Genomic DNA, 22948 nt, shown 5'->3' on the forward strand with positions numbered 1-22948 from the left:
GACAATCCATCGCTTTCAGCCATTTATGGGAGTGAACAGCATAGGAATCCGGAAATAAATCTGATATGATGTAAGCGTAGAGGAGGAATGCAAAGTGATCATGACCTACGAATGGGTCGGTATAACTGACTCTGCGGACGAGCTGAGTGAAATGATACTGCAATCAGAGCAGGCAGCGAAATATCGCGAGGCCTATGACTCTGTCTATAGCGATAAACTATTGGCGAGAGAGATCCACGATTTCGCCAGGCTGAAGGAGCTGTACGAAGAAGTGCAGCGCTTCGGCAAATACCACCCGGATTATAAGCGGGTAATGAAACAAATCCGTGTAGACAAGCGGCGGCTGGACCTGAATGAGAAAGTTGCAGAGCTTCGGCTCGCGGAAAACGAGCTGCAGGACTTGATGGACCAAGTCAGCTTCATCCTTGGCCGGTCGGTGTCAGAAGCGGTCAAGATCCCTTCGAGCAATCCGTTCTTTTCTTCGGATTCCTCATGCGGGAGCGGCTGCGGCACAGGCGGCGGCTGTTCTTGCTCCGCATAATAAAAAAAGTGCAACCGATGTCGGTTGCACTTTTTTATTGGCGTTTTTCTTCCACTGCCGAGATCAATTCAAGGGCGATATCAGGGCGGTCGGTAATGATGCCTTTGGCTCCGGCGCCGATCAATTTTTCCATCGCTTCCTTGTCGTCGATGACCCAGTAATGGACCGGGACATTCAATCGGTCCAGGAAGGCAATGAACCGTGCAGAGTCGAGGCGGAACACCGAATGCTTCACCGGGATCTGCACAACGTCAGCCCGGGGCACATAAAGATGGCCGAACTGGCTATTGAATGCAGTGAAGGCTTTGCGCACTTCGTTTTCCCCGGCGCCGAGAGCCACGCGGTTCTGTGCGTATAGATTGAAGCGGTCGATCTGCTCGTCGTAAAAGCTGGTGACGACGACGCGGTCTTCCGCACCCATGGATTCGATCAAGCGCCAAAGTTTGGAAGGGACCAGGCTGCCCTCATAGGTATCAGGGGCATCTTTGATGTCGATATTGATGTACATCTGCGGGAATTTCTCCAGCAATTCACGAAGCAGGACGGCTTTTTCGCCTTTTCCGCGATAGGAATTCTCGCCTTTGCCATCGACGAAATGGTAACCGAAATCAAGCGCGCGCAGCTCATCCAGTGTCATTTCAGCCACTCGGCCAGCTGAGCCGGAGGTACGGTCGACAAACTCATCGTGGAACACCAGGATTTCCTCATCGTTGGTCATGCGGATGTCGATTTCGAAACCGTGCACCCCAAGTTCTGCAGCCCGGTCGAAGGCTGCCATCGTATGCTCAGGTGCGAGTGAGCTGCCCCCGCGGTGGGCGAGGACGATTGGATGCCCATAATCGAGAACGGCTTTCTGCGGCCGTTCCTGCGGTTCGGTAAATGCTTTTGAACCGGCCCAGGCAGCGGCGCCGACTGCGGCGGCGGCCAGGCCGATTTTCGTTTTCTTGCCCATATATGTATTACCCCCTGTTTTGGTAGTATCCACATTATAGCGGAACGCTGCACTTGCTGTCAGTTTATTCGGTTGCGGCTTTTTTTAAACCTATGGTATTCTAGAGTTTAGAAAAGAGGGATAGATATGCATGATCGCCAAGGTCTGATTGTCTATGTGCATCAGCTGAAACAAGCCAAATCGTTGCGGAAGTATGGGCACGTCCATTTTATTTCCCGCAAATTGAAATATGTCGTCGTCTACATGGACCAGGACAAAATCGAAGCCACGAAAGAAAAATTATCCAAACTCCCGTACGTAAAGAAAGTGCTGGAATCCCAGCGTCCTTTCCTTAAGACGGAATATGAGAATGCCAAGCCGGATAAAGCGAAAGAATACGATTATAAAATCGGCTTGTGATCATTGCATCGGCGGAATATAATGGTTGAGCCTGAGAATGGCGATGAGATGGCCGAAATAAAGTTTGGTGTCTGCGTATTGCGAAGAATGCTTGACGTCCATGCGAATCGGCTCATGGCCAAGTCGTTTAACCGCATCCTCGAACACGGCCAGGCGCTTAGACCCGTCCGGTATGCCTTCGCGGCATAGATAGATCGGCATGAAATTGCCTTCTTGGGCCGGCTTGAATGCAGCGGCGATGGAAACGACAGGATGCCCGTCTTTCGTTTTGGAAACGAAAACGAATCCGTGCATGAACCGCTCTTTATTGCTCTCCATCAATTGGCGAAGTTCATATATATCGCCGTACCCTTCTCCAAGTTCGATAAAACGTTGTATCATTTAAAACACGTCCTTTCCAGAATCCATTCTACCATTGTGGGCGGCATTTGCAGTACTAAAATGATAAAGTAAGAGGCGATAGTATGCGTGTAGTAGCAGGACAGGCAAAAGGCCTGCCTTTGAAAGCGGTTCCGGGAAATTCGACGAGGCCGACGACTGATAAAGTGAAAGAATCCATCTTCAATATGATCGGCCCATTTTTTGACGGCGGAACGGCAGTGGACTTGTTTGCCGGCAGCGGCGGGCTTGGGATTGAAGCGTTGAGCCGTGGGGTTGACCATGCCATATTTACCGACAAAGACAAAAAAGCTGTGGAGACGATCCATGCCAATTTGGAAAAAACCAGATTCAAAGAATCGGCGGAAGTCTACCGTGCCGATGCTGAACGCGCATTGAAAGCCATGAAGAAAAACGGCGTAAAGGCGCGCTTGCTGTTTCTCGATCCGCCTTACCAGATGGAAAAAGCTTACGGGCTGTTGGGGAAGGCGGCTGAACTCGGCCTGCTTGAAGACGAAGCGATTATCGTGTGCGAACACGAGCGGGATATCGAATTGCCTGATGAAACAGCGGGATGCGTCCGTTTTAAAAAGGAATTATATGGAAACACCATCATTTCAATTTACCGCTACCAGGGGGAAGAGGGAGAACGTATTGACTAAAATTGCAGTAGTACCGGGGAGTTTCGACCCGATTACGATGGGCCATTTGGACATCGTAAAACGGGCATCATCGATTTTCGATGAAGTGAAAGTGGTGGTCATGAACAATTCATCAAAAAATCCATTATTCGATGTGGATGAACGGATGGCCTTGATTGCCGAAGTGACCAAAACCATTCCGAATGTGACCGTCGATTCTTTTGCAGGCTTGTTGATCGACTACGCGGTGGAAGTAAAAGCGAATGCGATCATCCGCGGCTTGAGGGCGGTATCGGATTTTGAATACGAGATGCAGATTACGTCCATGAACCGTTTTTTGAATGAGAACATCGAGACTTTGTTCATGGTGTCAAACAACCAATATTCTTTCCTCAGTTCGAGTATCGTCAAAGAAGTGGCGAAGTATCAAGGCACGATATCCGGGCTTGTACCCGAAGCGGTGGAAAATGCATTAATAGAAAAGTTCAAATAAGTCACGTGATACGTGGCTTTTTGTTGTTGGCCGAACAAAAAGGAGAGGATATCCGATGAAAAATAAAAAACTGTGGTTTTTTGTGCTGGTGATGGCGCTCGTCGTATTTGTCAGCTCCTACCGTCTGGATGCATATATTTCGCGCCCCGGCGACGCGTACGAGCTATCGCCGCTGGTGGAAGTCGATGGGCGTGACGAAGATGACGCGGGCACACTCAGCTTGATGACCGTGACGATGTTCAATGCGACGCCTGCATTGTATATCATGGCCCAATTCCAGGAAGGGTATAAAGTGCTCGACCCGGAACAAGTAAGAAGCCCGCATGAAAGCGATGAGGAGTACAATGTCAGGCAATTGAAGCTGATGTCCGATTCCCAGGTCAATGCGCTGCAAGTAGCCTTTGAAGAGGCTGGAAAGCCGTATGAAGTTTCAAGCAACGGCGTCTTCATCTTGAACGTACTCGAAGACGGAGCTGCTGCCGGTTTATTATCGCCCGGCGACCGCTTGATGGAAATCGATGGGCAGGCCTATGATTCGATGGAAGAATTCCTTGATTACTTAAGCACAAAAGAAGTGGGGGATGAAGTGGAACTGGTGATCGAGCGCGATGAGCGCACCATCAACCAAACGGTCACACTCGCGCCGTTGCCGACGGAGCCAGAGCGGGCGGGCATCGGCATTTCATTTGTCGAAGACAAGGAAATCGAAACGACTCCGGATGTTTCGATCGATTCGGACACCATCGGCGGGCCGTCTGCGGGGTTGATGTTCACTTTGGAGATCTTGAACCAATTGCTGGATGAAGACATTACCAAAGGCTATGATATAGCGGGAACCGGTACGATGGAAAGCGACGGGACGGTCGGCCGCATCGGCGGGATCGACCAGAAAGTCATGGCGGCGGACCGTGCCGGCATCGATATTTTCTTCGCGCCCGATGATGAAACCGATTCGGAATTGCCGAGCAATTTCGACCAAGCCCTGGAAACGGCAGAGGAAATCGGCACCGGGATGGATATCGTCCCGGTCACCGACATCGATGCCGCGCTTGATTATCTAGCGGAACTATCGCCGATGTAAATAGGCGGTGTCGTGTATTCTTTTTTCAATGAGTCTGCGCCTGCCGCTTGAAGGTAGAGCGCGGAAGCGCGAATATCGAGCTGTCCCATGTTTCCTGTCAAATCCGCGGCGCGGCTGATGACAGGGAGCGGGGTGGCTTTTTTCTGTTCGTTCAAATAACGCCTGCCATTGTTTGTCATGCCCAGCAAGCGGAGGTATTCGGGACGGATGGCGGCTTGTGCTTCCGACTGTGTGTACCCGGTGAAGATGTGGGTCAGCATGCGCTGTATGCGCGTACGGGTAAAGCGTTTGCTTTTCACCCGATTGATGAACGCATCGAAGGTTTCCGAACGCTTGGCCGACTCATGAATGAGGTTTTCGATGCCTTCAGTCACTTCGGCAAACCGGGCAAGCGCTTTTGGCCCTTCGCGCAAAATGGTGAAACGCAGCATCGGGTAGAATCTTTGCCAGTCGACGAATCCTTCCTGCTCCGCGTGAACACGCTCAAGCAAGCGGATGCTGCTCGGTGGAAGATACGGAGCCAGTTCGGCAAGTTCTTCGCCCTCGAAGAAAGCATTGCGGATTCCCGTCGCGCTTGCGATTGCGACGCCTGGCTCCAGAGGGTCGTGGTAACCCGCACCGATGCGCTGTATCGTCAAGGGGGCCATCGTGCTGTGGAGGGCGTGGGCAGCTTCTACATAATGATAGCCAAGGATATTGTTCGGTTTGGTCAAGTCGGCATAACGCCCGCTGCCATTCGTTAAGCTCAAGTATGCGTCGTTCAGCGCTTTCGGGTAGCTGATGCCGGTCTGGACCCGGTCATGGATGACTTTTTCGTATTGCTCTTTTTCAGTACTCAATAATTCCAGGCTGTTCAGGAACGGCTCGATCTCGCCTTGCTCGCTGCCAAAGCAAAAAGAAGCGCATCCTGCTGCATCGAGCAAGTGGATGGCGCCACGCGCAAATTCTGAAGCCTGAGCTGTCGCGAAAGCATAGGGCAATTCGATGACGACATCGACGCCAGCCGAGAGCGCCATTTCAGTGCGCACCCATTTATCGGCGAACGCCGGCTCGCCGCGCTGGAGGAATTGGCCGCTCATGACGGCGATGACGACATCGGCGCCGGATAGCTCCTTTGCTTTTGCCGCATGATGCAAATGGCCATTATGGAAAGGGTTATATTCAACAACGATTCCTGTCGCTTTCATTACAGCACCTTCTTTTGGTATGATTAGTTCTAGTATAACGATGGGCGAATTATGGTGACAAGATTTTTTCTTGACATCGTTTGTTCTACATTATATAATCAACTTTGTTGTCTTGAGGTGATTACTTATGAAAATAGCGATTCAACAGCTACAAAAGTATCGTAACGACGGGATGCCGATTGACCAGTATGTTCAATTGGATGAGGCGAAAAAGCGCAATAGCGATATTCGCGCCGTATCTCCTATACACGTCACAGGACACTGTACGATTGGTTCGCAACAAATGACGTGCATGCTCCATCTTGAAGGGACGCTAACGCTGCCCTGCGCACGAACTTGGGAAGATGTCGAATACCCGGTCAGCATCGACACCGTGGAAATCTTCGATTGGTCTGAAAAAGGCCGTGAAGAAGGCGAGGGCGAATATGTCCACGCGGTAACGACTGAAGTCATCGATCTTCAGCCGATATTGGAAGAGCTGATCGCCCTTGAAGTCCCTATACAGGTCTTTAAGGAAGATTCGGAACAAACCGTCATCAAAGGCGGCAACGACTGGTCTTATTTGACAGATGAAGAAGTTCAGGCCGAGAAGGAAGAAGCACAATCAAAACCGGATCCAAGACTGGCTGATTTAGCCAAGTATTTCGATCAGACAGATGAATAGAATCATTGTAAGGAGGTGTCACCAATGGCTGTACCGTTCAGAAGAACATCCAAAACCGCTAAAAGAAAACGCCGTACGCATTTCAAGCTATCCGTACCTGGTATGGTAGCGTGCCCAAGCTGTGGCGAAAGTAAATTGGCTCACCATGTCTGCAAAGCATGTGGATCATACAAAGGCAAAGAAGTAGTAGCTAGCAAATAAAACAGTATTTGCTTAGAAAGAGGTTATCTGGAGGCCATGGCTCCCGATAACCTTTTTCATTTGCCGAAAAACAGGTAGAATGGAACTTGAGGTGAGCATAATTATGGCATACATAATCGAAACGAAAAATCAGGTCATGACATTCACGATCGACCGGCCGCAAATCCGCAATGCCATCAATAACGAAGTGATGGAAGGATTTGAAGAACTTGCCAGACGAGCAAGGGTAGAAGACATCCGCTTTGTCATCATCACCGCAGCAGGCGAGCAAGCCTTTTGTTCAGGCGGTGATCTATCCGTTTTTCACGAGCTAAAGACTGAACAGCAGGCATGGCCAATGCTCAGCCGCATGGGTGAAGCCCTGTACCGCATCAAGACAATCCCCGTGCCTGTCATTGCGCTTGTCAACGGCACGGCGGTCGGCGGGGGCTGTGAGATTGCGACGGCTTGCGATTACCGTCTTGTCAGAAGCCACGCCAAATGCGGCTTCATCCAAGGGACGCTTGCGATCACAAGCGGCTGGGGTGGAGGCACATACCTATTTGAAACCTTGAAACAAGATGCTGCACTTAAGATGCTCAGCGATGCGCGCGCATACACGGCAAGTGAACTGCTCGAGAACGGCTGGGCCAGCGCCATCATTGAAGAAGACGGGGATATCGACCGGTTTTTGGAATCGATGCACCGTGTCCTGCCTGCCGTTCACCGCGCGTATAAAGAGATCGCCATACGCAAATGGCAGGAAACAAACCTGAAACAGCGCGTCGATCAAGAAATCCGTGAATGCGCTAGATTATGGGCGGAAGAAGCTCATCATCAGGCTGTAGATGGTTTCTTGAACAAAAGCAAAAAATAAGGCTCCTTAGGGGGCTTATTTTTTATGGTTCAACGATAGCTTCACCACGTGACAGAACCGAACAGACGGAACATTATGGAAAATATTTTTTTCTATAGTTGAAATCGCTTACAAAATTCGTATATGCTAGAGAAGGGAGAAAACTTAGGGGGTATTTCATACATGAAAAAAATCCTGATTGCCAACCGGGGCGAAATTGCACGGCGCATCATACGCACATGCGACCGCCTCGGTATCGAAACCATCGCAATCCACTCCGAGGCAGATGGGGACCTGCCGTATGTGAGTGAAGCGACAGAAGCGGCGGCGATCGGCCCGAATCCGGTCGCGCAATCCTATCTACAAGCAGATAACATCATTGAAGAAGCAGTAAAGCGCAACGCTGAAGCGATCCATCCGGGCTATGGCCTGCTATCGGAAAATGCGGATTTTGCGCGCAAAGTCACAGATGCAGGGCTTATCTTTATCGGCCCGAAACCTGAAGTCATCGAGACGATGGGCGATAAGCTCGGCTCCCGGCACACGATGAAACAAGCTGGCGTGCCGGTCGTTCCAGGCACAGCTGAAGGGGTATCAGATATTGATGCGGCCGTGATGGAAGCGAAAGAGATCGGTTATCCGTTGATGTTGAAAGCAAGTGCGGGCGGCGGCGGAATCGGCATGGTGTTGTGTGAAAATGAGCAAGCGCTCACTCAGCAGTTTGATTCGGTGAAAAACCGTGCCAAAGCCTATTTCGGCAACGATATCGTCTATTTGGAGAAATTCATTGCCAATGCACGCCATATCGAAGTGCAGATTTTCGGGGATGAGTCGGGCAATATCGTTCACTTGTACGAGCGCAATTGCTCCGTGCAGCGCCGCAACCAAAAAGTCATAGAAGAATCGCCGTCTCCGGACTTGCCGGAATCCGCCAGAGCCAAGCTGTGCGAAGCAGCCGTTCAAGCGGCGCGCGCGGTCGGCTACACGAATGCGGGAACGGTCGAGTTCATCGTTGATGAAAATAACGACTTCTATTTCCTGGAAATGAATACCCGGCTGCAAGTGGAACACCCGATTACGGAAGAGGTGACAGGCGTGGACCTCGTCGAATGGCAGATAAATGTGGCCAGGGGAGAAACTTTGCCCGGGCAGGACACGATCCGCACAAGCGGCCATTCAATCGAATACCGCATCTATGCGGAAGACCCGAAAACCTTCTTTCCCTCACCAGGGACATTAGCTGTCTTGAAATGGGCCGCCGGTGCACGCATCGAGACAGGTTACGAAGAAGGCAATATAGTGACGCCATTCTACGACCCCATGATCGCCAAGGTAATTTTGACGGGAGCCTCGCGGGAAGAAGTATTGGAGAAATCCAGGAAGTTCTTCGACGGAACGGCAATTGAAGGGGTCAAGACCAACCTGCCGTTATTCGACCGATTCATTGAATCCAAACCATTTATAGAAGGAAATTATGCGACGGCCGTATTGGCTCAGTGGCTTACACAACAGAAGGAGGAAAAAACAGTATGAAACAACTAACAGCAACTATGGCCGGAACGGTCTTGAATATTTCAGTATCCGAAGGGGATTCCGTATCAGCGGGACAAACCGTCATGACCCTTGAATCGATGAAAATGGAAATTCCGGTAGAAGCGGAATTCGGCGGGAAAGTCGAAAAAGTCGATGTGGAAGTTGGCAGCTTCGTCAACGAAGGGGACACATTGGTGACGCTCGGCGAATAAGGCATTTGAATCCAAAGGGGTGGGAGAAATGACGAAAACGACTGAAACAACGGGGTACAATACACGGTTAGAAGAAAAGCTTTCCAAGATTTTTGCGGGGGGCCAAGAGAAATACCATGAAAAATTGAAAGAAAGCAATAAACTATTTGTCAGAGACCGCTTGAACTTGTTGTTCGATGACGGTGATTATATTGAAGATGGGCGCTTCGCGAATGTGGAAGCGGAAGATCTTCCGGCTGATGGCGTCGTGACGGCGATCGGGAAAGTGAGCGGCGAAACCGTCTGCGTCATGGCGAATGATTCTACCGTTAAAGCAGGGTCGTGGGGTTCACGGACTGTGGAGAAAATCATCCGTATCCAGGAAACGGCAGAAAAGATGCAAGTGCCGATGCTTTACCTGGTCGACTCAGCAGGCGCGCGCATCACCGACCAATTGGAGATGTTCCCGAACCGCCGGGGCGCTGGACGAATTTTCCATAACCAAGTGCGCATGTCCGGCATGGTGCCGCAAGTATGCTTATTATTCGGCCCATCTGCGGCTGGCGGGGCATACATCCCGGCATTTTGCGATATCGTCATCATGGTCGAAGGCAACGCTTCGATGTATTTGGGATCGCCGCGCATGGCGGAAAAAGTCATCGGCGAAAAAGTGTCGCTCGAGGAAATGGGCGGCGCCCGCATGCACTGTACCGTAAGCGGTGTCGGCGATGTGCTCGTATCCACTGAAGAAGAAGCGATTTCGGAAGCACGCCGCTATATGGCGTTCTTCCCGGCGAATTTTGCGGTCAAGCCTGGAAAGATTGAAGCGAAAGCGAAAAAAGCAGGCCGCAGCCTGGAAGAGATCATTCCCGAAAACCAGAACGCGCCGTTTGATATGTATGAATTGATCGACCAGTTGATCGATGAAGACAGCTTCTTCGACATCAAGAAGCTCTTCGCGCCTGAATTGATCACGGGCCTAGCGCGCATTGACGGGCAAGCGGTCGGCATCATCGCCAACCAGCCGAAAGTGAAAGGCGGCGTCCTGTTCGGGGATTCTGCGGACAAAGGCGCAAAATTCATCAACCTATGCGATGCGTTCTCGATTCCGCTCCTGTTCCTGGCTGATGTGCCTGGCTTCATGATCGGGACGAAAGTCGAACGCGCAGGGATTATCCGCCACGGGGCCAAGTTCATCTCCGCGATGAGTGCGGCTACTGTGCCGAAGATTTCGGTCGTCGTGCGTAAGGCTTATGGCGCCGGTTTGTATGCAATGGCAGGCCCGGCATTTGAGCCGGATGTATGCATTGCGCTTCCGACAGCGCAAATTGCCGTCATGGGCCCTGAAGCGGCGGTCAATGCGGTCTATTCCAACAAGATCGAAGCGATTGAAGACCCGAAAGAACGCCTTGCCTATGTACAGCAGAAGCATCAGGAGTATAAAGAAGAAATTAATATTTACCGTTTGGCGTCAGAGCTTATTGTCGATGAAATCGTCGCGCCGTATGCACTTCGCGAAGAATTGTCCAAGCGCTTGTCGATTTATGCGACGAAAGATTTGCCCTTGCCATATCGAAAACATCCGATCATTCCTGTATAATGAGTATTAGACGTGGAGTCTGCCTAATAAGGCAGGCTTCTTTTTTAGCAGACGCTCAAGACAAGCGAGCGTCTCCTGCCTACGATTGCTCTCAAAAAGGAGGGGTTTCCATGAAATTCGCAATTATCGGCGGAAACGCCCAGGCATTGCTGCTTGCACATCTACTGAAAAAAGAAGGCGAAGTCCAGCTGATCGTCATGGACGAAGAACAAGCCGCCGATCTCAACGCGCATGGCCTCATATGTGGAACCGAACAACAGCGGATCGCTGCTTATACCGATTTCGAACAGGTGGACCCGAACGCTTACATATTCATTACGGTTCATTCAGAAGAACTGCCGCCCACATTAAGGCTGCTGAAAATCCGCCGTCCGAGCAATCCGCTCGTGTTTATCCAACAAGGGATGCTCTATGTCGAAAAAGCCCGTTTGCTGGCACACCGCCAGATCGCGGCCGGCACATTGGATTGCGACGCGGTCAAAGTCAATGCACATGAAATTAAGTACACAAAAACGCCTCAACTCAGCTTTGGTTTATTGAAGGGCGAGCCAGCGCATTTCGAACCGCTCACTAAAGTGGCCCAGATGGCTGTGCAGTGGACAGAGGACATCGAAAAGCGGCTGTTCGAACAACTGTTGAGGGACAGTCTCATCAATCCGTTGACGGCCATGATGAAAATCGAGAAGGGGCGCTTGATCACGGAACCGAATGCTTACGAATTATTCCGCAATCTGTACAACGAAATGTATTTGGCGTTTCCGGAAATCGAAACCTTGCAGCCGATCGAACGTGTCGCAGCTTATTGCGCCTCACACCCCGGGGAAATATCGGCTATGCTTGCAGACCGCATGGCCGGGGACCCGATGGATGTAGATGGCCTGATGCTGTATATCCTGCAGATTTCAAAATTGGATCTGCCTTTATTCAAAGCGTTTTACCATTTATTGAAGACTGTTGAGGAAAACTGATGGAATGGGTATCTACTGCCGGGAACGTATTGCTTTACGTCCCGTTTATCTTGTTTTTATTTGTCTACGCATTGAGCTATAAATCCAAGAAACGCAAAGCGCTTGGCATCGCTGCCGATATCACCGCTTTTCTCTTGTTCTTTTCAGTGCCGGCATCGATTGAATTGCTGTTTGGAGCAGAAGTCCAGCCTTTCATCTTCATGGCAGCCTTATTGTTTGCGATTTTTCTCCTGATCCGGGAATGGAAGACCCAGAAAGAACTGGAAGTGATCAAATTCCTGCGCAAAGCCTGGCGCATTTGTTTCTTGGCTTTATCTGCAATTTATGCTGCCACTTGGCTTACGGGGCTGATATTTTTAGCGGCCCAATCATTCCGCTAAGCGGATTTTTTCTCAAGCAATCCACCTTTTGTTATAGTAGTCTTTGAATGTAAAGCGAAAAGGGGATTCAAATTCATGAAATTAGAGGAGAAATACATACCGCCATCCTCCAAATTGATGGCTGATTATACGAATGAGGAACCAAAGATTTTGCAATACTTTTCCTATAAGCCTTCTTTGGAACAAGCCCGTACAAGGCTTGAATCCCTTGAAAGCCACCCGGTCGACCGGAAAAGACTGGCATCCATCATCGAGGGCTATATGGAGCCTTTCGGGATATCTGAAGCGTCCAGGAAAAATCTGGCGCATTTCGAAGCAGGCGCATCGGTTGTCGTCACCGGCCAGCAGGCTGGATTGCTGACCGGGCCATTATATACGGTGCACAAAGCGATTTCCTCAATTTTATTGGCGAAAGAAGCTTCTGAAAAGCTGGATACGCCGGTCGTTCCGGTTTTTTGGATTGCCGGTGAGGACCACGACTTGGCAGAGATCTGCCATATTTACCGCGAAACGAACGGGCGTGTCGAGAAACTGAATTATCCGCATGCCAAACTGGGGAAATGCGCTGCTTCATACGCGCCGCTCAAAACCGGGGAAATCGAGTCGTTTTTGGAAGAGTATTTCCGCAGCTTGCCTGAGACCGCCCATACGAAGGAAATCCATTCCCTAGTGTTCGGCCATCTTGGGAAAGCGGATACGTTCACCTCATTTTTCGCAAGCCTGCTCAACCATTTCTTTGAAAAAGAAGGCTTGCTATACATCGATGCCGCATACGATCAATTGCGCGCTTATGAATCAAGCTTTTTTACAAAAATCATCGAAAACAGCGGGGCAATAGCGGAAACCGTTGTGGAAGCCGAAACTGCACTTCAAAAGGATGGCTATTCGGCAGGGATCGATGCCAAAGAGGAAGCGGCGCATCTTTTCATCACGATTGAAGGCGAGCGCTTGTTGCTTGAACGTGACGGAAGCCGTTTTGCCGTCAAGAATACCGCTCTGAGCTACACGGAACAAGAACTCTTGGATATCGCAAAGCGCGAGCCACAACGCCTCAGCAATAACGTCGTGACACGCCCATTGATGCAGGATCTCGTCTTCCCGGTTCTCGCTTTTGTCGGGGGGCCTGGAGAGATCGCCTATTGGGCAGCATTGAAAGGCGCTTTTGATGTAATGGGCATGGAAATGCCGATCGTCATGCCGCGGCTCAATGTCAGCCTGGTCGACCGGCGGACGGCAGCGCTATTGGACAAGAGGGGCCTGAGTTTCGAAGATGTCGTTGTCGAGCGGAAAATCCCCCAGCTGCGCAATGAGTTGCTCGATCATATAAGGGATGAAGAGACCGAAGCGAAAATCGACAAGGTCAAGCAAGGCTTGGCTGAAGAGTACGAAGAACTGGTTAGCCGCTTTACGGCGGTGAGCGCCGGTCTCACGCCTTTAGCCGAAAAGAATTTACGCATCCACTTGAATCAGCTCGACTTCCTGAAAAACAAGCTGCAAGATGAAGTGGCAATACAGAACAGCACGCAGTTCAATCAGCTGGCAGCGATTGAAAATGCTTTATTGCCTGAGGGCGGTTTACAGGAAAGAGTTTACAACCCGGTCCCATATTTGAATCAATATGGTGCGGCCTTGGTGGAAGACCTATTGGCCCTTCCGCTAAATTATGATACCACCCACAAAATTGTCATTCTTTAACTTGGAAAAGCCTGCATATGCAGGCTTTTTTTATATGAAGTAAACTCTTTGAGATGAAATGCTGTAACAATAGTGAAATATTTCAAAAACAAGTGGTGGCATGTGGGGGAATGTGGTACATTAATTATAATAAGTGGGGTGAAAGGCATGTTCATGGGCGAATTTCAACACAATGTTGATGCTAAGGGCAGATTAATCGTGCCTGCAAAATACCGTGAATTGCTTGGTGAGCATTTTGTGATCACCAGGGGCCTGGATCAGTGCTTATTTGGTTATCCGATGAATGAATGGAATAAAATTGAAGAAAAATTAAAAGAAATGCCAGTTACGAAAAAAGATGCGCGTGCATTCACCCGTTTTTTCTTCTCAGGGGCACAGGAAGTGGAACTTGATAAGCAGGGGCGCGTCAATATACCTGCATCGCTATTGTCATATGCGAAAATCGAAAAAGAGTGCGTCATACTAGGCGTCTCCAACCGGTTCGAAATATGGGCGAAAGATGCATGGGAAACGTATTTCGAAGAATCCGAAGAATCCTTTAATGAAATTGCTGAAAACTTAACTGACTTTGATTTTTAATTAACGAACGGGGGGACTGGGTTGTTCAATCACACTACAGTTTTGCTGCATGAAACTGTCGATGGGCTGAACATTCGTCCTGATGGCATATATGTAGATTGTACACTCGGCGGTGCGGGCCATAGCGAATATTTGGCCCAGCAGCTATCCGATCAGGGACATCTGTACTGCTTTGATCAGGATGTGACAGCAATCGAGCATGCAAAGGAAAAACTGAAAGACCATTTACATAAGATCACTTTCATCCATGCGAATTTCAAGCATTTAAAAGATGAATTGGAAAAACACGGTGTCGAGAAAGTGGACGGCATCTTGTATGATTTGGGCGTTTCCTCGCCCCAGCTCGACACGCCGGAACGCGGTTTCAGCTATCACCACGACGCCCCGCTCGATATGCGGATGGACCAGAGCGCGGAACTAAGCGCTTACCACGTCGTCAACGAATGGCGCTTTGAAGACTTGGTGCGCATTTTCTACCGCTACGGGGAGGAAAAATTCTCCAAGCAAATTGCGCGTAAAATCGAGGCTGCCCGGGAAAAGCAACCGATCGAAACGACAGCGCAGCTGGTTGAATGCATCAAAGAGGGCATACCGGCACCCGCGAGGCGCAAAGGCGGCCATCCGGCAAAGCGCGTGTTCCAAGCGATCCGTATCGCAGTGAACGATGAGCTCGGGGCTGCTGAGACTTCTTTGCAGGATGCAATCGACATGCTTGCAGTCGGTGGAAGAATCAGCGTCATCACTTTCCATTCGCTTGAAGACCGCTTGACGAAGGCATTGTTCAAGGAAGCTTCATCGCTTCCGGAGTTGCCTCCGAACTTGCCGGTCATCCCGGATGGGCTAGAACCGAAATTGAAATTAATCACTCGAAAACCAATATTGCCATCGGAAGAAGAATTGGCGCATAATAATCGGTCGCGTTCCGCCAAGTTGCGGATTGCGGAGAAAATCAAACTCTAAGGACGTGTTTAAATGGCGTTGAATGCGAGAACCCAAACCTACATCCAGCAGCCGGCCGTTCCGCAAAGTCCGAATAGACAGCCGGCAAAAAAGAAAAAACGCATCACCAAAGGCGAGAAGATCCTTTATACAGCTTTCCTGGCTGTCTGCATCATGTGCGCATTGCTCGTCTTGCAAAACCAGTCGACGATCCAAGCTTCCACGCAGGAAATCCAGACAATTGAAAATTCAATCAATGAAACGACGAAACAAAATACCGATTTGTCCGTGCAAGTAAGTGAACTGTCTTCATATGAGCGCATTTGGTCGAAAGCAAAGGATTACGGCTTAAAATTAAATGAGCGAAATGTAAAGGTAGTGCCAGGGCAATGAAGAAAAAATTTCGTTTTCAAGGAGGAGCCTTTCTGCTATTTTTACTATTTGCAGGGCTCTTTTTCCTTTTAATGGCCAGAATAATCACAATTCAAGCGACGGGCAAAGTGGAAGGCCAGGAATTGGCTGCGAGAGCAGCTGCCAAATACAGCCAGGAAGAAGTATTGACCGCAGAACGCGGGAAGATTCTGGACCGCAACGGTGAAGTCATTGCAGAAGATACATTGACATATAAACTAGTGGCGGTGCTGGATGAATCGGTGACGACAAATCCGGAACAACCGAACCACGTCATCGATGCCGAAGAAACAGCGGCGTACCTGTCTGAGCAATTGGGGACGCCCAAAGAAGAATTGTTAAGCATTTTGGAAAATGGGATTGAAAAAGACCGTTACCAGGTGGAGTTCGGCGCAGCCGGGCGTGAAATCAGCCATACCCAGATGCTTGAAATGAAAGAAAAAGATTTGCCGGGCTTATTGTTCGTCAAGGACCTTAAACGCCTTTACCCGAACGGTGTGTTCGCTTCCCATTTGATCGGATTCGCCATGAAAGAAGAATTCGAGGACGGGCAAGTGAAAACCAAAGGCAAGATGGGCTTGGAATCGATCCATGATGAAGTATTGACGGGCAAGAACGGGAAAATGGAATTCGACACCGATAAATGGGGTTATTTATTGCCGAACAGCCAAGAAGCTGTCACTCCCGCTGTCGATGGATCCAATCTCCAATTGACGCTGGACCGCACGCTCCAGAACTTTCTGGAAGATGCCATGTCGAGCGTCCAGGAAGAATATAATCCGGCGCGCATGATCGCAGTGATCGCAGATCCGGATACAGGCGAGATCTTGGGCATGTCCCAGCGCCCGACCTTCAACCCGAACACGCGCGAAGGCTTATCGGACAACTGGTTGAATGAAAGCATCGAGCTGACGATCGAGCCTGGCTCGCCGATGAAAGTCTTCACATTGGCAGCGGCTGTCGAAGAAGGCAAATGGGACCCGAATGCTTATTACGATTCCGGTACCTATACATTGCTGGACCGCACGATCGGCGACCATAACAGCGGCCGCGGCTGGGGCAGCATCACGTTCCTTGAGGGCTTCCAGCGTTCTTCCAACGTCTCGATGGGCTATTTGCTTGAACGCCTCGGGCCGGATACTTTCATGGATTACGTGGACGCTTTCGGGTTTGGCGAAAAAACGGGCATTGACTTGCCGAATGAAGCGGCAGGAAAAATCCTCGATCAATACCCGATCAATAAATTGACCACCTCCTACGGGCAGGGATCGACTGTGACGCCAATCCAGATGATCCAGGCAGCTACTGCCATTGCCGGAGACGGCACGATGATGAAACCGTATATCATCGACCAAATCAAAAACCCCGATACAGGCGATGTGACGGTGAAATCCGAGCCTGAACAAGCCGGCACGCCGATTTCAGCCGAAACGGCGAAAGAAGTGCGGGAAATCATGGCTTCCACTGTCACATCGGAAGTAGGGTCGGCAAAAGGCTTCGCATTGCAGGACTATTCTGTTGCCGGGAAGACGGGAACAGCGCAAGTTCCAGGAGAAGATGGCCGATATATGTCGGGCACGAACAATTATTTGTTCTCATTCCTCGGAATGGCACCGGCAGAAGATCCGGAACTGTTGATTTATATCGGGGTGCAGCAGCCTCAATTGCCAGCGGATGAATACGGTTCGGTGCCCGTGTCCAAAATCTTCACTTCGGTCATGGAGAATGGGTTGAAGTATTTGAACATCGCACCAGAGAACTCCGTGGAAGCAAAAACTGTCGAAGTCGATGATTATACAGGGCTTCCTGTGGGAGAAGCGGTTTCCCAGCTCAAGGCCAAGGGGTTGAACCCGGTCATTGCTGGCGATAATTCTCAAATAAGCGACCAATATCCAAACGCCGGCGAGAAACTGGTGGCTGGTGAAAACATCATTTTGAGAACCGGCGGCACCACGGCTATCCCGGATTTCACAGGCTGGTCGAAACGGGAGCTGCTGGCATTCCAGGCACTCAGCGGATTGCCGCTTGGGATTGCCGGGCAAGGCTTCGCCATGACGCAAAGTGTTGCCGAAGGCGCCGTGCCAGAGAGCGGTGAATCTGTTATCATCGAATTGCAGCCTCCCGAAGTGTTCTATCCGGAGCAATCGCTGAATGCTGAAGAGGCACAGTTGCCTGACGGTGAATCAGCTGCAACGGAAAGCCAAGAAAGCGCTGGGCCGCTGCCGGAAGAATCAACGGAAGAGCCGACAGGACCAATGGAAGAACCGACGGAACCATCCGTAACTAACGAAAATGAATAAATGAACGAGTGTACTCGTCTTTAAAGGAGCTCTATTAATGGAAGGTATAAATTTATTTGGATTCGGGATCGCATTGATCATGACCGTCGTATTGATGCCGGTATTCATCCCGCTATTGAAACGCATGAAATTCGGGCAAAGCATTCGCGAGGAAGGCCCGGAATCGCATCTGAAAAAAACGGGGACACCGACGATGGGGGGATTGGTGTTCCTGATCTCTATTATTGTGACGGTCTTATTGGTAGCCGCTTTCAATGGTGAATTGGCGACCCAAGTAGTCATTTTGCTGATTGTCCTATTCGGTTATGGATTGATCGGATTTTTGGATGACTTCATCAAAGTGGTGTTGAAGCGCAACCTTGGGCTGACCTCTCTCCAGAAATTGCTGGCGCAAATCGTCATCGCGGTCTTATCCTTCTTTTTGCTGCGCGCAAACGGATTCGATACAGCACTAGGCATTCCCTTTACGGATGCATCCATCGAACTCGGCTGGGTATACGTCCTGTTCATCGTGTTCTGGCTGGTCGGCTTCTCGAACGCCGTCAACTTGACGGACGGGCTGGACGGGCTGGTCGCAGGAACGGCCTCCATCGCTTTTGCTGCATTCGGCATGCTGGCAATCACCCAGCAGGAAACCGGGATCGCTTTGTTCACGTTTGCCGTGGCAGGCGGGTTGCTCGGCTTCCTTGTCTTCAACAAATACCCTGCCAAAGTATTCATGGGCGATACAGGATCCTTGGCTCTTGGCGGTGCCTTGGCCATGGTTTCGATCCTATTGAAACAGGAATTGCTTCTGCTCTTGATCGGGTTGGTGTTCGTCATCGAAACCGCTTCGGTCATCTTGCAGGTCGGGAGCTTTAAATTACGGAAAAAACGCATTTTCAAAATGAGCCCGATCCATCACCATTTTGAGTTGAGCGGCTGGTCTGAATGGAAAGTGGTCACCGTATTTTGGGGTGTCGGCCTCGTCAGCGCCGCGATTGCCGTTTTATTGGAGGTTATGTAAATGAAAGATTTACCGCAATTGCATCAAAAGAAAGTGCTAGTGCTCGGGTTGGCGAAAAGCGGCTTTACGGCTGCCCGCCTTTTACATAAACTTGGGGCATTCGTGACGGTCAATGATTCCAAACCGTTCGAAGAAAACCCCGAAGCCCAGGAACTGTTGAATTTGGGGGTAACTGTCATCTGCGGACGCCATCCCGAAGATTTATTGGATGAAGGCTTTGAACTGGTCATCAAAAATCCAGGGATTCCGTACCGCAACCTGTTGATCCGGAAAGCTTTGGAAAAAGGCATACCCGTCTGGACGGAAATCGAGCTGGCCTACCGCATCAGCGAAGCGCCATTTATCGGCATCACCGGATCGAACGGGAAAACCACGACAACGACACTGTTATTCCATATGCTCAACCAAGACGGCAAGTCACCGCTTATTGCAGGGAATATCGGCACGGTGGCAAGCGGCGTGGCGGAAAAAGCGACAGCTGACAATGTCATCGTCACAGAGCTTTCCTCATTCCAATTAAAAGGGACGGAATCCTTCCGCCCTCATATCTCGATCATCACCAATCTATACGAAGCGCACCTCGATTACCACGGATCGCTGGAGGATTATATTGGGTCGAAAAAGAAAATCACGGAAAACCAGGCCGCAGAAGATTATTTCATCTACAACGCCGACCAGCAGATGCTTGTGGACCATGCCAAGACAGTCAAAGCACAAGGCATTCCTTTCACATTGAAAGGCCGTACAGAAGAAAGCATCAGTGCAGACAGCGAATTCATTTATTGGCAAGGGGAACCGCTGATCGAACGCAAGCGCATCATGCTGGCGGGGGAGCACAATCTCGAGAACATTTTATCCGCCACTGCGGCAACGCTTCTTTCCGGAGGAACGAAAGAAACGATCATCCGCGTGTTGACTTCTTTCACAGGGGTCAAGCATCGTTCCCAATATGTGGGGGAATGGCAGGGAAGACGCTTCTACAACGATTCAAAAGCGACGAATGCCCTCGCCACCAAAAGCGCACTGGAAGCATTCAGCGACAACATCGTATTGCTTGCGGGCGGATTGGAGCGCCAACATTCACTGGAAGAATTGCGCCCCTATATGGACCGTGTAAAAGTCCTCGTCACTTTCGGGGAGACGGCGGACCGTTTTGCTGAATTTGCGGGAAGCTGCAATGTCCCGACCGTGATCAAGGCAGGCTTGATGGAGGATGCTGTCGATCAAGCGGTCAGCAGTTCATCACCGAAGGATACGATTTTATTATCTCCTGCTTGTGCGAGCTGGGATCAATACGAAAGTTTTGAAGTCCGTGGCGATGCGTTCATCGAAGCGGCACGAAAATATACAGAAGCGAACGAATAAGGTGAAGGAGCGGCGGATATGGACAAAGTTATAGACATCGAAGAACGCATACCAACGCTCCGGGAGCGGCGCAGGAGAAGGTCGAACCGCAAGTTTGCGGCTTTACTGACCGTTTTCATTTCCTTGCTGTTCATTCTTTTATACAGCCAATCCACTTATAGCGAGATTCGCGACATCAAGGTGACAGGCGCTGAATTGTTTGATGGCGAGAGCTATAAGCAAGCAAGCACCTTATCGGTCGGGGAGTCGATGTGGTCATTCAACAGCGATGAGATCGAAAAGGAAATCGAATCGCTCGAATGGGTCGAATCGGCAACTGTCGAAAAGAAATGGCTGACCTCTGTCGAAATTGAAATTGAGGAATTCGTCGAGATGGGGTATTTGGACCAAGGCAACAGCTATCAGGTAGTCCTGTCGAATGGCGTAGTGCTCAACCAGCCGATCAGCGTCGTGGAAGGCCCGATCTTTTCGAATTTCGAAGATGAAGCGAAACGGGAAGCGCTGATCGAGGAATTGGTCAAAACCGACCCGGAAGTCCAGAATCTCATCTCACAAGTTATTCTGGATACGGAACAGGAACGTGCGGATTACATCACGATTTACATGAATGACGGAAATGAAATCAAGGCAATTTTATCGACGTTGGCAGAGAAGATTAATTATTATCCGTCTGTCACCGCCCAACTGGAAGACCGTAAAGGTATTATCGATATGGAAGTGGGAATCTATTTCCGTTCCTATAACGATGTGTTCGGATTGGCGGAAGCGGGTGAGGAACTTGAAAATGCCGAAGAACAATGAACGGAAAAGCATCAGCAAGTCGATCATCTTCTCACTGGTCTTCCTGGTGCTCGGTTTCATCATGGCCTATTCCTACAGTTTGTCGAACCAGCGGGAAGCGGAAAGCGATTTTACGGGAGCCAGCTTTTTCGAGCAGAAAGAACAATACCGCAAAGAACTGATCGAACAGCAGGAGCGCAATAAAGAATTGCGGGATGAGCTGGGGGATAAGCAAAAAGCCGTTCAGGAATTCGAGCGGTCCGTGGTGGATGGCGAGGAAAACTATACGGAATACGCCCGGGAGGCAGAAGAATTGAGACGCTTCCTCGGGCTTGTTCCAGTTGAAGGGCAAGGCTTGAAAGTGACTCTCGAGGACGGCGATTACACAGCTGACCATGTGAATCCTAATGATTACATTGTCCATGAAAGCCATGTATTCCAAGTGATCAATGAACTCTATATTTCCGGGGCGGAGGCAGTTGCCGTTAATGGGCAGCGGATCCACGGCAATTCCCATATTGTCTGTACGGGCCCTGTCATTACAGTTGACGGAATTCAGCACCCAGCGCCTTTTACCATTGAAGCGATCGGCGACCCTGAAGTCTTGGCTGCCTCCATGCAATTATCAGGGGGCGTCCAGGACCAGCTCGTCAACGATAACATCATTGTAACGCTCGATTCAGGGCAAGCCATCCGCATGCCGGCACTTTTGTCGGAGTTGGATACAGGGGGATGACGATGAAAAAACGCATTACCGGCCGTTTTACGGTCATTCTTTTTGTCATCGGTTTTATGAGTGCGACACAATACAATACAGTGAACACGGATAATACCCGGGATTCCCGGGATACGTGGGAAATCCGCCAGCAATTATCCCGTGAAAAGCAACTTCATTCGGAATTGCTGTCGGAAATCAGTTTGCTGGATGATACACTTGGCAAGTATAGCGACAAAGCGACCAAAGAGCCGGAAGCCATCTTGAAGGAAACGGTCGAAGACCTGCGGATCGGCGCGGGCCTTACGCAAATCACCGGCCCAGGAATAGAACTTGAGATCAGCCCATCGCTTGAAGCGATTGCGCTCGGAACCGAAATAACGGAAATTCCGCCGGATTTATTGATCCGCTTGGTAAATGAAATCAACCGTTTTGACGGGATCGAATTAGCGATTGCCGGAGAGCGTGTCATCAACACGACGGCCATACGCGATATCAATGGCTACACAACGGTGAACACGGAGCCTATCTCAACACCCCCGTTCACGATTGGCATTACAGCAGAGAGCATGGAGGAAGCGCGGAAACTTTCCAGTTATTTGACGGCATCCGCGATCCATGATGATTTTTACATAGACGATTTGACGATAGCTATTTCTGAGCCGCAGGAAGACCTGGCGCTGCCGGCTTTTGATGAAGAGATCAGCATGGAATATCTTGAAGCCGGAGAGGGGGAGTAGGCATGTGGATTTCGATTCTTGGATTGCTGTTGGGCATTTCGCTCGGTTTGCTGACGGATATCCAAATACCGCCTGAATACGCCAGTTATTTATCGATAGCGGTACTGGCTTCCTTGGATACACTCTTCGGGGGCATACGGGCCCATTTGCAGCAGGTATACGACGATAAAGTTTTCGTGTCGGGCTTTTTCTTCAATATCGTGCTCGCCGCAGGCCTTGCTTTTCTCGGTGTCCATTTAGGTGTAGATTTATACTTGGCGGCCATTTTCGCATTCGGTGTCCGGTTATTCCAGAACATTGCAGTGATCCGCCGCATTTTATTGGCCAGATGGGCTGAAAAAAAGAAGCTTGGTGAGGCAAATTGACGAATTGCA

27 protein-coding genes are annotated in these 22948 nt (G+C 50.1%); 24 read left to right on the forward strand and 3 right to left on the reverse strand.

The window, feature by feature from the left end:
- Positions 1-94: 94 nt before the first annotated feature.
- On the forward strand, positions 95-541 hold the full coding sequence (locus DP119_RS04755; protein ID WP_112231328.1) for a YlbF/YmcA family competence regulator: 447 nt from the start codon (positions 95-97) through the stop codon (positions 539-541).
- A gap of 34 nt (positions 542-575) precedes the next feature.
- Here DP119_RS04755 and DP119_RS04760 read toward each other — a convergent pair whose 3' ends face one another.
- On the reverse strand, positions 576-1493 hold the full coding sequence (locus DP119_RS04760) for a glycerophosphodiester phosphodiesterase family protein (protein ID WP_112231330.1): 918 nt from the start codon (positions 1491-1493) through the stop codon (positions 576-578).
- 126 nt (positions 1494-1619) lie between these two features.
- Here DP119_RS04760 and DP119_RS04765 point away from each other — a divergent pair, with 126 nt between their 5' ends.
- A complete protein-coding gene (locus DP119_RS04765) occupies positions 1620-1892 on the forward strand; it encodes a YlbG family protein (protein ID WP_058383491.1) in 273 nt (90 codons plus the stop codon).
- Here the strand turns inward: DP119_RS04765 and DP119_RS04770 are convergent, their stop codons facing one another.
- Positions 1893-2273 (reverse strand): DUF7147 family protein, encoded by a 381-nt coding sequence (locus DP119_RS04770; RefSeq protein ID WP_112231332.1) that lies wholly within the window; start codon positions 2271-2273, stop codon positions 1893-1895.
- A gap of 83 nt (positions 2274-2356) precedes the next feature.
- Between DP119_RS04770 and rsmD the strand changes: the two genes are divergently transcribed.
- Genes rsmD through DP119_RS04785 form a run of 3 tightly spaced genes read left to right on the forward strand, consistent with a single transcriptional unit; the run spans position 2357 to position 4485 of the window.
- Positions 2357-2932 carry a 16S rRNA (guanine(966)-N(2))-methyltransferase RsmD gene (rsmD, locus tag DP119_RS04775; RefSeq protein WP_112231334.1) on the forward strand — a complete coding sequence of 192 codons (576 nt, stop codon included), beginning with the start codon at positions 2357-2359 and terminating at the stop codon, positions 2930-2932.
- Positions 2925-3404: a pantetheine-phosphate adenylyltransferase gene (gene coaD, locus DP119_RS04780; protein ID WP_112231336.1), complete on the forward strand. Its 480-nt coding sequence runs from the start codon at positions 2925-2927 to the stop codon at positions 3402-3404. The genes rsmD and coaD overlap by 8 nt, the downstream gene beginning before the upstream one ends.
- A 55-nt stretch (positions 3405-3459) precedes the next feature.
- A complete protein-coding gene (locus tag DP119_RS04785; protein WP_112231338.1) occupies positions 3460-4485 on the forward strand; it encodes a SepM family pheromone-processing serine protease in 1026 nt (341 codons plus the stop codon).
- On the opposite strand, the gene DP119_RS04790 is transcribed toward DP119_RS04785, so the two are convergent.
- Positions 4458-5672 (reverse strand): nucleotidyltransferase, encoded by a 1215-nt coding sequence (locus tag DP119_RS04790; protein ID WP_112231340.1) that lies wholly within the window; start codon positions 5670-5672, stop codon positions 4458-4460. The genes DP119_RS04785 and DP119_RS04790 overlap by 28 nt on opposite strands.
- 127 nt (positions 5673-5799) lie before the next feature.
- Here DP119_RS04790 and DP119_RS04795 point away from each other — a divergent pair, with 127 nt between their 5' ends.
- The 19 genes from DP119_RS04795 to DP119_RS04885 all read left to right on the forward strand — a co-directional run bounded on the left by DP119_RS04795 (position 5800) and on the right by DP119_RS04885 (position 22939).
- Positions 5800-6336 carry a YceD family protein gene (locus tag DP119_RS04795; protein ID WP_112231342.1) on the forward strand — a complete coding sequence of 179 codons (537 nt, stop codon included), beginning with the start codon at positions 5800-5802 and terminating at the stop codon, positions 6334-6336.
- Positions 6337-6360: 24 nt separating this feature from the next.
- Positions 6361-6537 (forward strand): 50S ribosomal protein L32, encoded by a 177-nt coding sequence (gene rpmF / locus DP119_RS04800; protein WP_082799159.1) that lies wholly within the window; start codon positions 6361-6363, stop codon positions 6535-6537.
- A gap of 103 nt (positions 6538-6640) precedes the next feature.
- Positions 6641-7393, forward strand: a complete 753-nt coding sequence (locus tag DP119_RS04805; RefSeq protein ID WP_112231344.1) for an enoyl-CoA hydratase/isomerase family protein — start codon at positions 6641-6643, stop codon at positions 7391-7393.
- A gap of 162 nt (positions 7394-7555) precedes the next feature.
- Positions 7556-8905 (forward strand): acetyl-CoA carboxylase biotin carboxylase subunit, encoded by a 1350-nt coding sequence (locus DP119_RS04810; RefSeq protein ID WP_112231346.1) that lies wholly within the window; start codon positions 7556-7558, stop codon positions 8903-8905.
- A complete protein-coding gene (locus DP119_RS04815) occupies positions 8902-9117 on the forward strand; it encodes an acyl-CoA carboxylase biotin carboxyl carrier protein subunit (protein ID WP_112231348.1) in 216 nt (71 codons plus the stop codon). Before DP119_RS04810 ends, DP119_RS04815 begins: the two co-directional genes overlap by 4 nt.
- A 28-nt stretch (positions 9118-9145) precedes the next feature.
- The gene (locus DP119_RS04820) at positions 9146-10696 is read left to right on the forward strand and encodes an acyl-CoA carboxylase subunit beta (RefSeq protein WP_112231350.1); all 1551 of its coding nucleotides are present in this window, start codon (positions 9146-9148) and stop codon (positions 10694-10696) included.
- A 110-nt stretch (positions 10697-10806) separates the two neighbouring features.
- Positions 10807-11664, forward strand: coding sequence for a ketopantoate reductase family protein (locus DP119_RS04825; protein ID WP_112231352.1), 858 nt, complete (start codon positions 10807-10809; stop codon positions 11662-11664).
- The gene (locus DP119_RS04830) at positions 11664-12044 is read left to right on the forward strand and encodes a DUF3397 family protein (protein WP_112231354.1); all 381 of its coding nucleotides are present in this window, start codon (positions 11664-11666) and stop codon (positions 12042-12044) included. The genes DP119_RS04825 and DP119_RS04830 overlap by 1 nt, the downstream gene beginning before the upstream one ends.
- Before the next feature lie 75 nt (positions 12045-12119).
- A complete protein-coding gene (gene bshC, locus DP119_RS04835; RefSeq protein ID WP_112231356.1) occupies positions 12120-13739 on the forward strand; it encodes a bacillithiol biosynthesis cysteine-adding enzyme BshC in 1620 nt (539 codons plus the stop codon).
- A 147-nt stretch (positions 13740-13886) separates the two neighbouring features.
- The gene (mraZ, locus tag DP119_RS04840) at positions 13887-14318 is read left to right on the forward strand and encodes a division/cell wall cluster transcriptional repressor MraZ (protein WP_112231358.1); all 432 of its coding nucleotides are present in this window, start codon (positions 13887-13889) and stop codon (positions 14316-14318) included.
- A gap of 21 nt (positions 14319-14339) precedes the next feature.
- Positions 14340-15278 (forward strand): 16S rRNA (cytosine(1402)-N(4))-methyltransferase RsmH, encoded by a 939-nt coding sequence (rsmH, locus tag DP119_RS04845; RefSeq protein WP_112231361.1) that lies wholly within the window; start codon positions 14340-14342, stop codon positions 15276-15278.
- Positions 15279-15290: 12 nt separating this feature from the next.
- A complete protein-coding gene (gene ftsL, locus DP119_RS04850; RefSeq protein WP_058383507.1) occupies positions 15291-15650 on the forward strand; it encodes a cell division protein FtsL in 360 nt (119 codons plus the stop codon).
- A complete protein-coding gene (locus tag DP119_RS04855) occupies positions 15647-17968 on the forward strand; it encodes a penicillin-binding protein (RefSeq protein WP_112231363.1) in 2322 nt (773 codons plus the stop codon). The genes ftsL and DP119_RS04855 overlap by 4 nt, the downstream gene beginning before the upstream one ends.
- Before the next feature lie 37 nt (positions 17969-18005).
- Entirely contained in the window at positions 18006-18974 is a 969-nt protein-coding gene (mraY, locus tag DP119_RS04860; protein ID WP_112231365.1) for a phospho-N-acetylmuramoyl-pentapeptide-transferase, read from the forward strand.
- Complete coding sequence (murD, locus tag DP119_RS04865; protein ID WP_112231366.1) at positions 18975-20339, forward strand: UDP-N-acetylmuramoyl-L-alanine--D-glutamate ligase; 1365 nt, start codon at positions 18975-18977, stop codon at positions 20337-20339.
- Positions 20340-20357: 18 nt separating this feature from the next.
- Complete coding sequence (locus DP119_RS04870; protein ID WP_112231367.1) at positions 20358-21140, forward strand: cell division protein FtsQ/DivIB; 783 nt, start codon at positions 20358-20360, stop codon at positions 21138-21140.
- A complete protein-coding gene (locus DP119_RS04875; RefSeq protein ID WP_112231368.1) occupies positions 21118-21855 on the forward strand; it encodes a DUF881 domain-containing protein in 738 nt (245 codons plus the stop codon). Before DP119_RS04870 ends, DP119_RS04875 begins: the two co-directional genes overlap by 23 nt.
- A gap of 2 nt (positions 21856-21857) precedes the next feature.
- Positions 21858-22574 carry a DUF881 domain-containing protein gene (locus tag DP119_RS04880; protein WP_112231369.1) on the forward strand — a complete coding sequence of 239 codons (717 nt, stop codon included), beginning with the start codon at positions 21858-21860 and terminating at the stop codon, positions 22572-22574.
- A 2-nt stretch (positions 22575-22576) separates the two neighbouring features.
- Positions 22577-22939 (forward strand): small basic family protein, encoded by a 363-nt coding sequence (locus DP119_RS04885; protein ID WP_112231370.1) that lies wholly within the window; start codon positions 22577-22579, stop codon positions 22937-22939.
- The last annotated feature ends 9 nt before the right edge of the window (positions 22940-22948 follow it).

It is taken from the genome of Planococcus maitriensis, from assembly GCF_003289925.1.
Classification (GTDB): domain Bacteria; phylum Bacillota; class Bacilli; order Bacillales_A; family Planococcaceae; genus Planococcus; species Planococcus maitriensis.

What these genes read in the sequence shown, in the direction of transcription:
- DP119_RS04820 (WP_112231350.1), top strand. Translation starts at nt 9,146, where the DNA reads ATGACGAAAACGACTGAAACAACGGGGTACAATACACGGTTAGAAGAA.
- DP119_RS04880 (WP_112231369.1), top strand. Translation starts at nt 21,858, where the DNA reads ATGAAAAAACGCATTACCGGCCGTTTTACGGTCATTCTTTTTGTCATC.
- bshC (WP_112231356.1), top strand. Translation starts at nt 12,120, where the DNA reads ATGAAATTAGAGGAGAAATACATACCGCCATCCTCCAAATTGATGGCT.
- rsmD (WP_112231334.1), top strand. Translation starts at nt 2,357, where the DNA reads ATGCGTGTAGTAGCAGGACAGGCAAAAGGCCTGCCTTTGAAAGCGGTT.
- ftsL (WP_058383507.1), top strand. Translation starts at nt 15,291, where the DNA reads ATGGCGTTGAATGCGAGAACCCAAACCTACATCCAGCAGCCGGCCGTT.
- DP119_RS04825 (WP_112231352.1), top strand. Translation starts at nt 10,807, where the DNA reads ATGAAATTCGCAATTATCGGCGGAAACGCCCAGGCATTGCTGCTTGCA.
- DP119_RS04790 (WP_112231340.1), bottom strand. Translation starts at nt 5,672, where the DNA reads ATGAAAGCGACAGGAATCGTTGTTGAATATAACCCTTTCCATAATGGC.
- DP119_RS04795 (WP_112231342.1), top strand. Translation starts at nt 5,800, where the DNA reads ATGAAAATAGCGATTCAACAGCTACAAAAGTATCGTAACGACGGGATG.
- DP119_RS04765 (WP_058383491.1), top strand. Translation starts at nt 1,620, where the DNA reads ATGCATGATCGCCAAGGTCTGATTGTCTATGTGCATCAGCTGAAACAA.
- DP119_RS04770 (WP_112231332.1), bottom strand. Translation starts at nt 2,273, where the DNA reads ATGATACAACGTTTTATCGAACTTGGAGAAGGGTACGGCGATATATAT.
- DP119_RS04815 (WP_112231348.1), top strand. Translation starts at nt 8,902, where the DNA reads ATGAAACAACTAACAGCAACTATGGCCGGAACGGTCTTGAATATTTCA.
- DP119_RS04760 (WP_112231330.1), bottom strand. Translation starts at nt 1,493, where the DNA reads ATGGGCAAGAAAACGAAAATCGGCCTGGCCGCCGCCGCAGTCGGCGCC.
- rpmF (WP_082799159.1), top strand. Translation starts at nt 6,361, where the DNA reads ATGGCTGTACCGTTCAGAAGAACATCCAAAACCGCTAAAAGAAAACGC.
- DP119_RS04785 (WP_112231338.1), top strand. Translation starts at nt 3,460, where the DNA reads ATGAAAAATAAAAAACTGTGGTTTTTTGTGCTGGTGATGGCGCTCGTC.
- murD (WP_112231366.1), top strand. Translation starts at nt 18,975, where the DNA reads ATGAAAGATTTACCGCAATTGCATCAAAAGAAAGTGCTAGTGCTCGGG.
- mraY (WP_112231365.1), top strand. Translation starts at nt 18,006, where the DNA reads ATGGAAGGTATAAATTTATTTGGATTCGGGATCGCATTGATCATGACC.
- DP119_RS04810 (WP_112231346.1), top strand. Translation starts at nt 7,556, where the DNA reads ATGAAAAAAATCCTGATTGCCAACCGGGGCGAAATTGCACGGCGCATC.
- DP119_RS04855 (WP_112231363.1), top strand. Translation starts at nt 15,647, where the DNA reads ATGAAGAAAAAATTTCGTTTTCAAGGAGGAGCCTTTCTGCTATTTTTA.
- DP119_RS04830 (WP_112231354.1), top strand. Translation starts at nt 11,664, where the DNA reads ATGGAATGGGTATCTACTGCCGGGAACGTATTGCTTTACGTCCCGTTT.
- DP119_RS04805 (WP_112231344.1), top strand. Translation starts at nt 6,641, where the DNA reads ATGGCATACATAATCGAAACGAAAAATCAGGTCATGACATTCACGATC.
- DP119_RS04885 (WP_112231370.1), top strand. Translation starts at nt 22,577, where the DNA reads ATGTGGATTTCGATTCTTGGATTGCTGTTGGGCATTTCGCTCGGTTTG.
- mraZ (WP_112231358.1), top strand. Translation starts at nt 13,887, where the DNA reads ATGTTCATGGGCGAATTTCAACACAATGTTGATGCTAAGGGCAGATTA.
- DP119_RS04870 (WP_112231367.1), top strand. Translation starts at nt 20,358, where the DNA reads ATGGACAAAGTTATAGACATCGAAGAACGCATACCAACGCTCCGGGAG.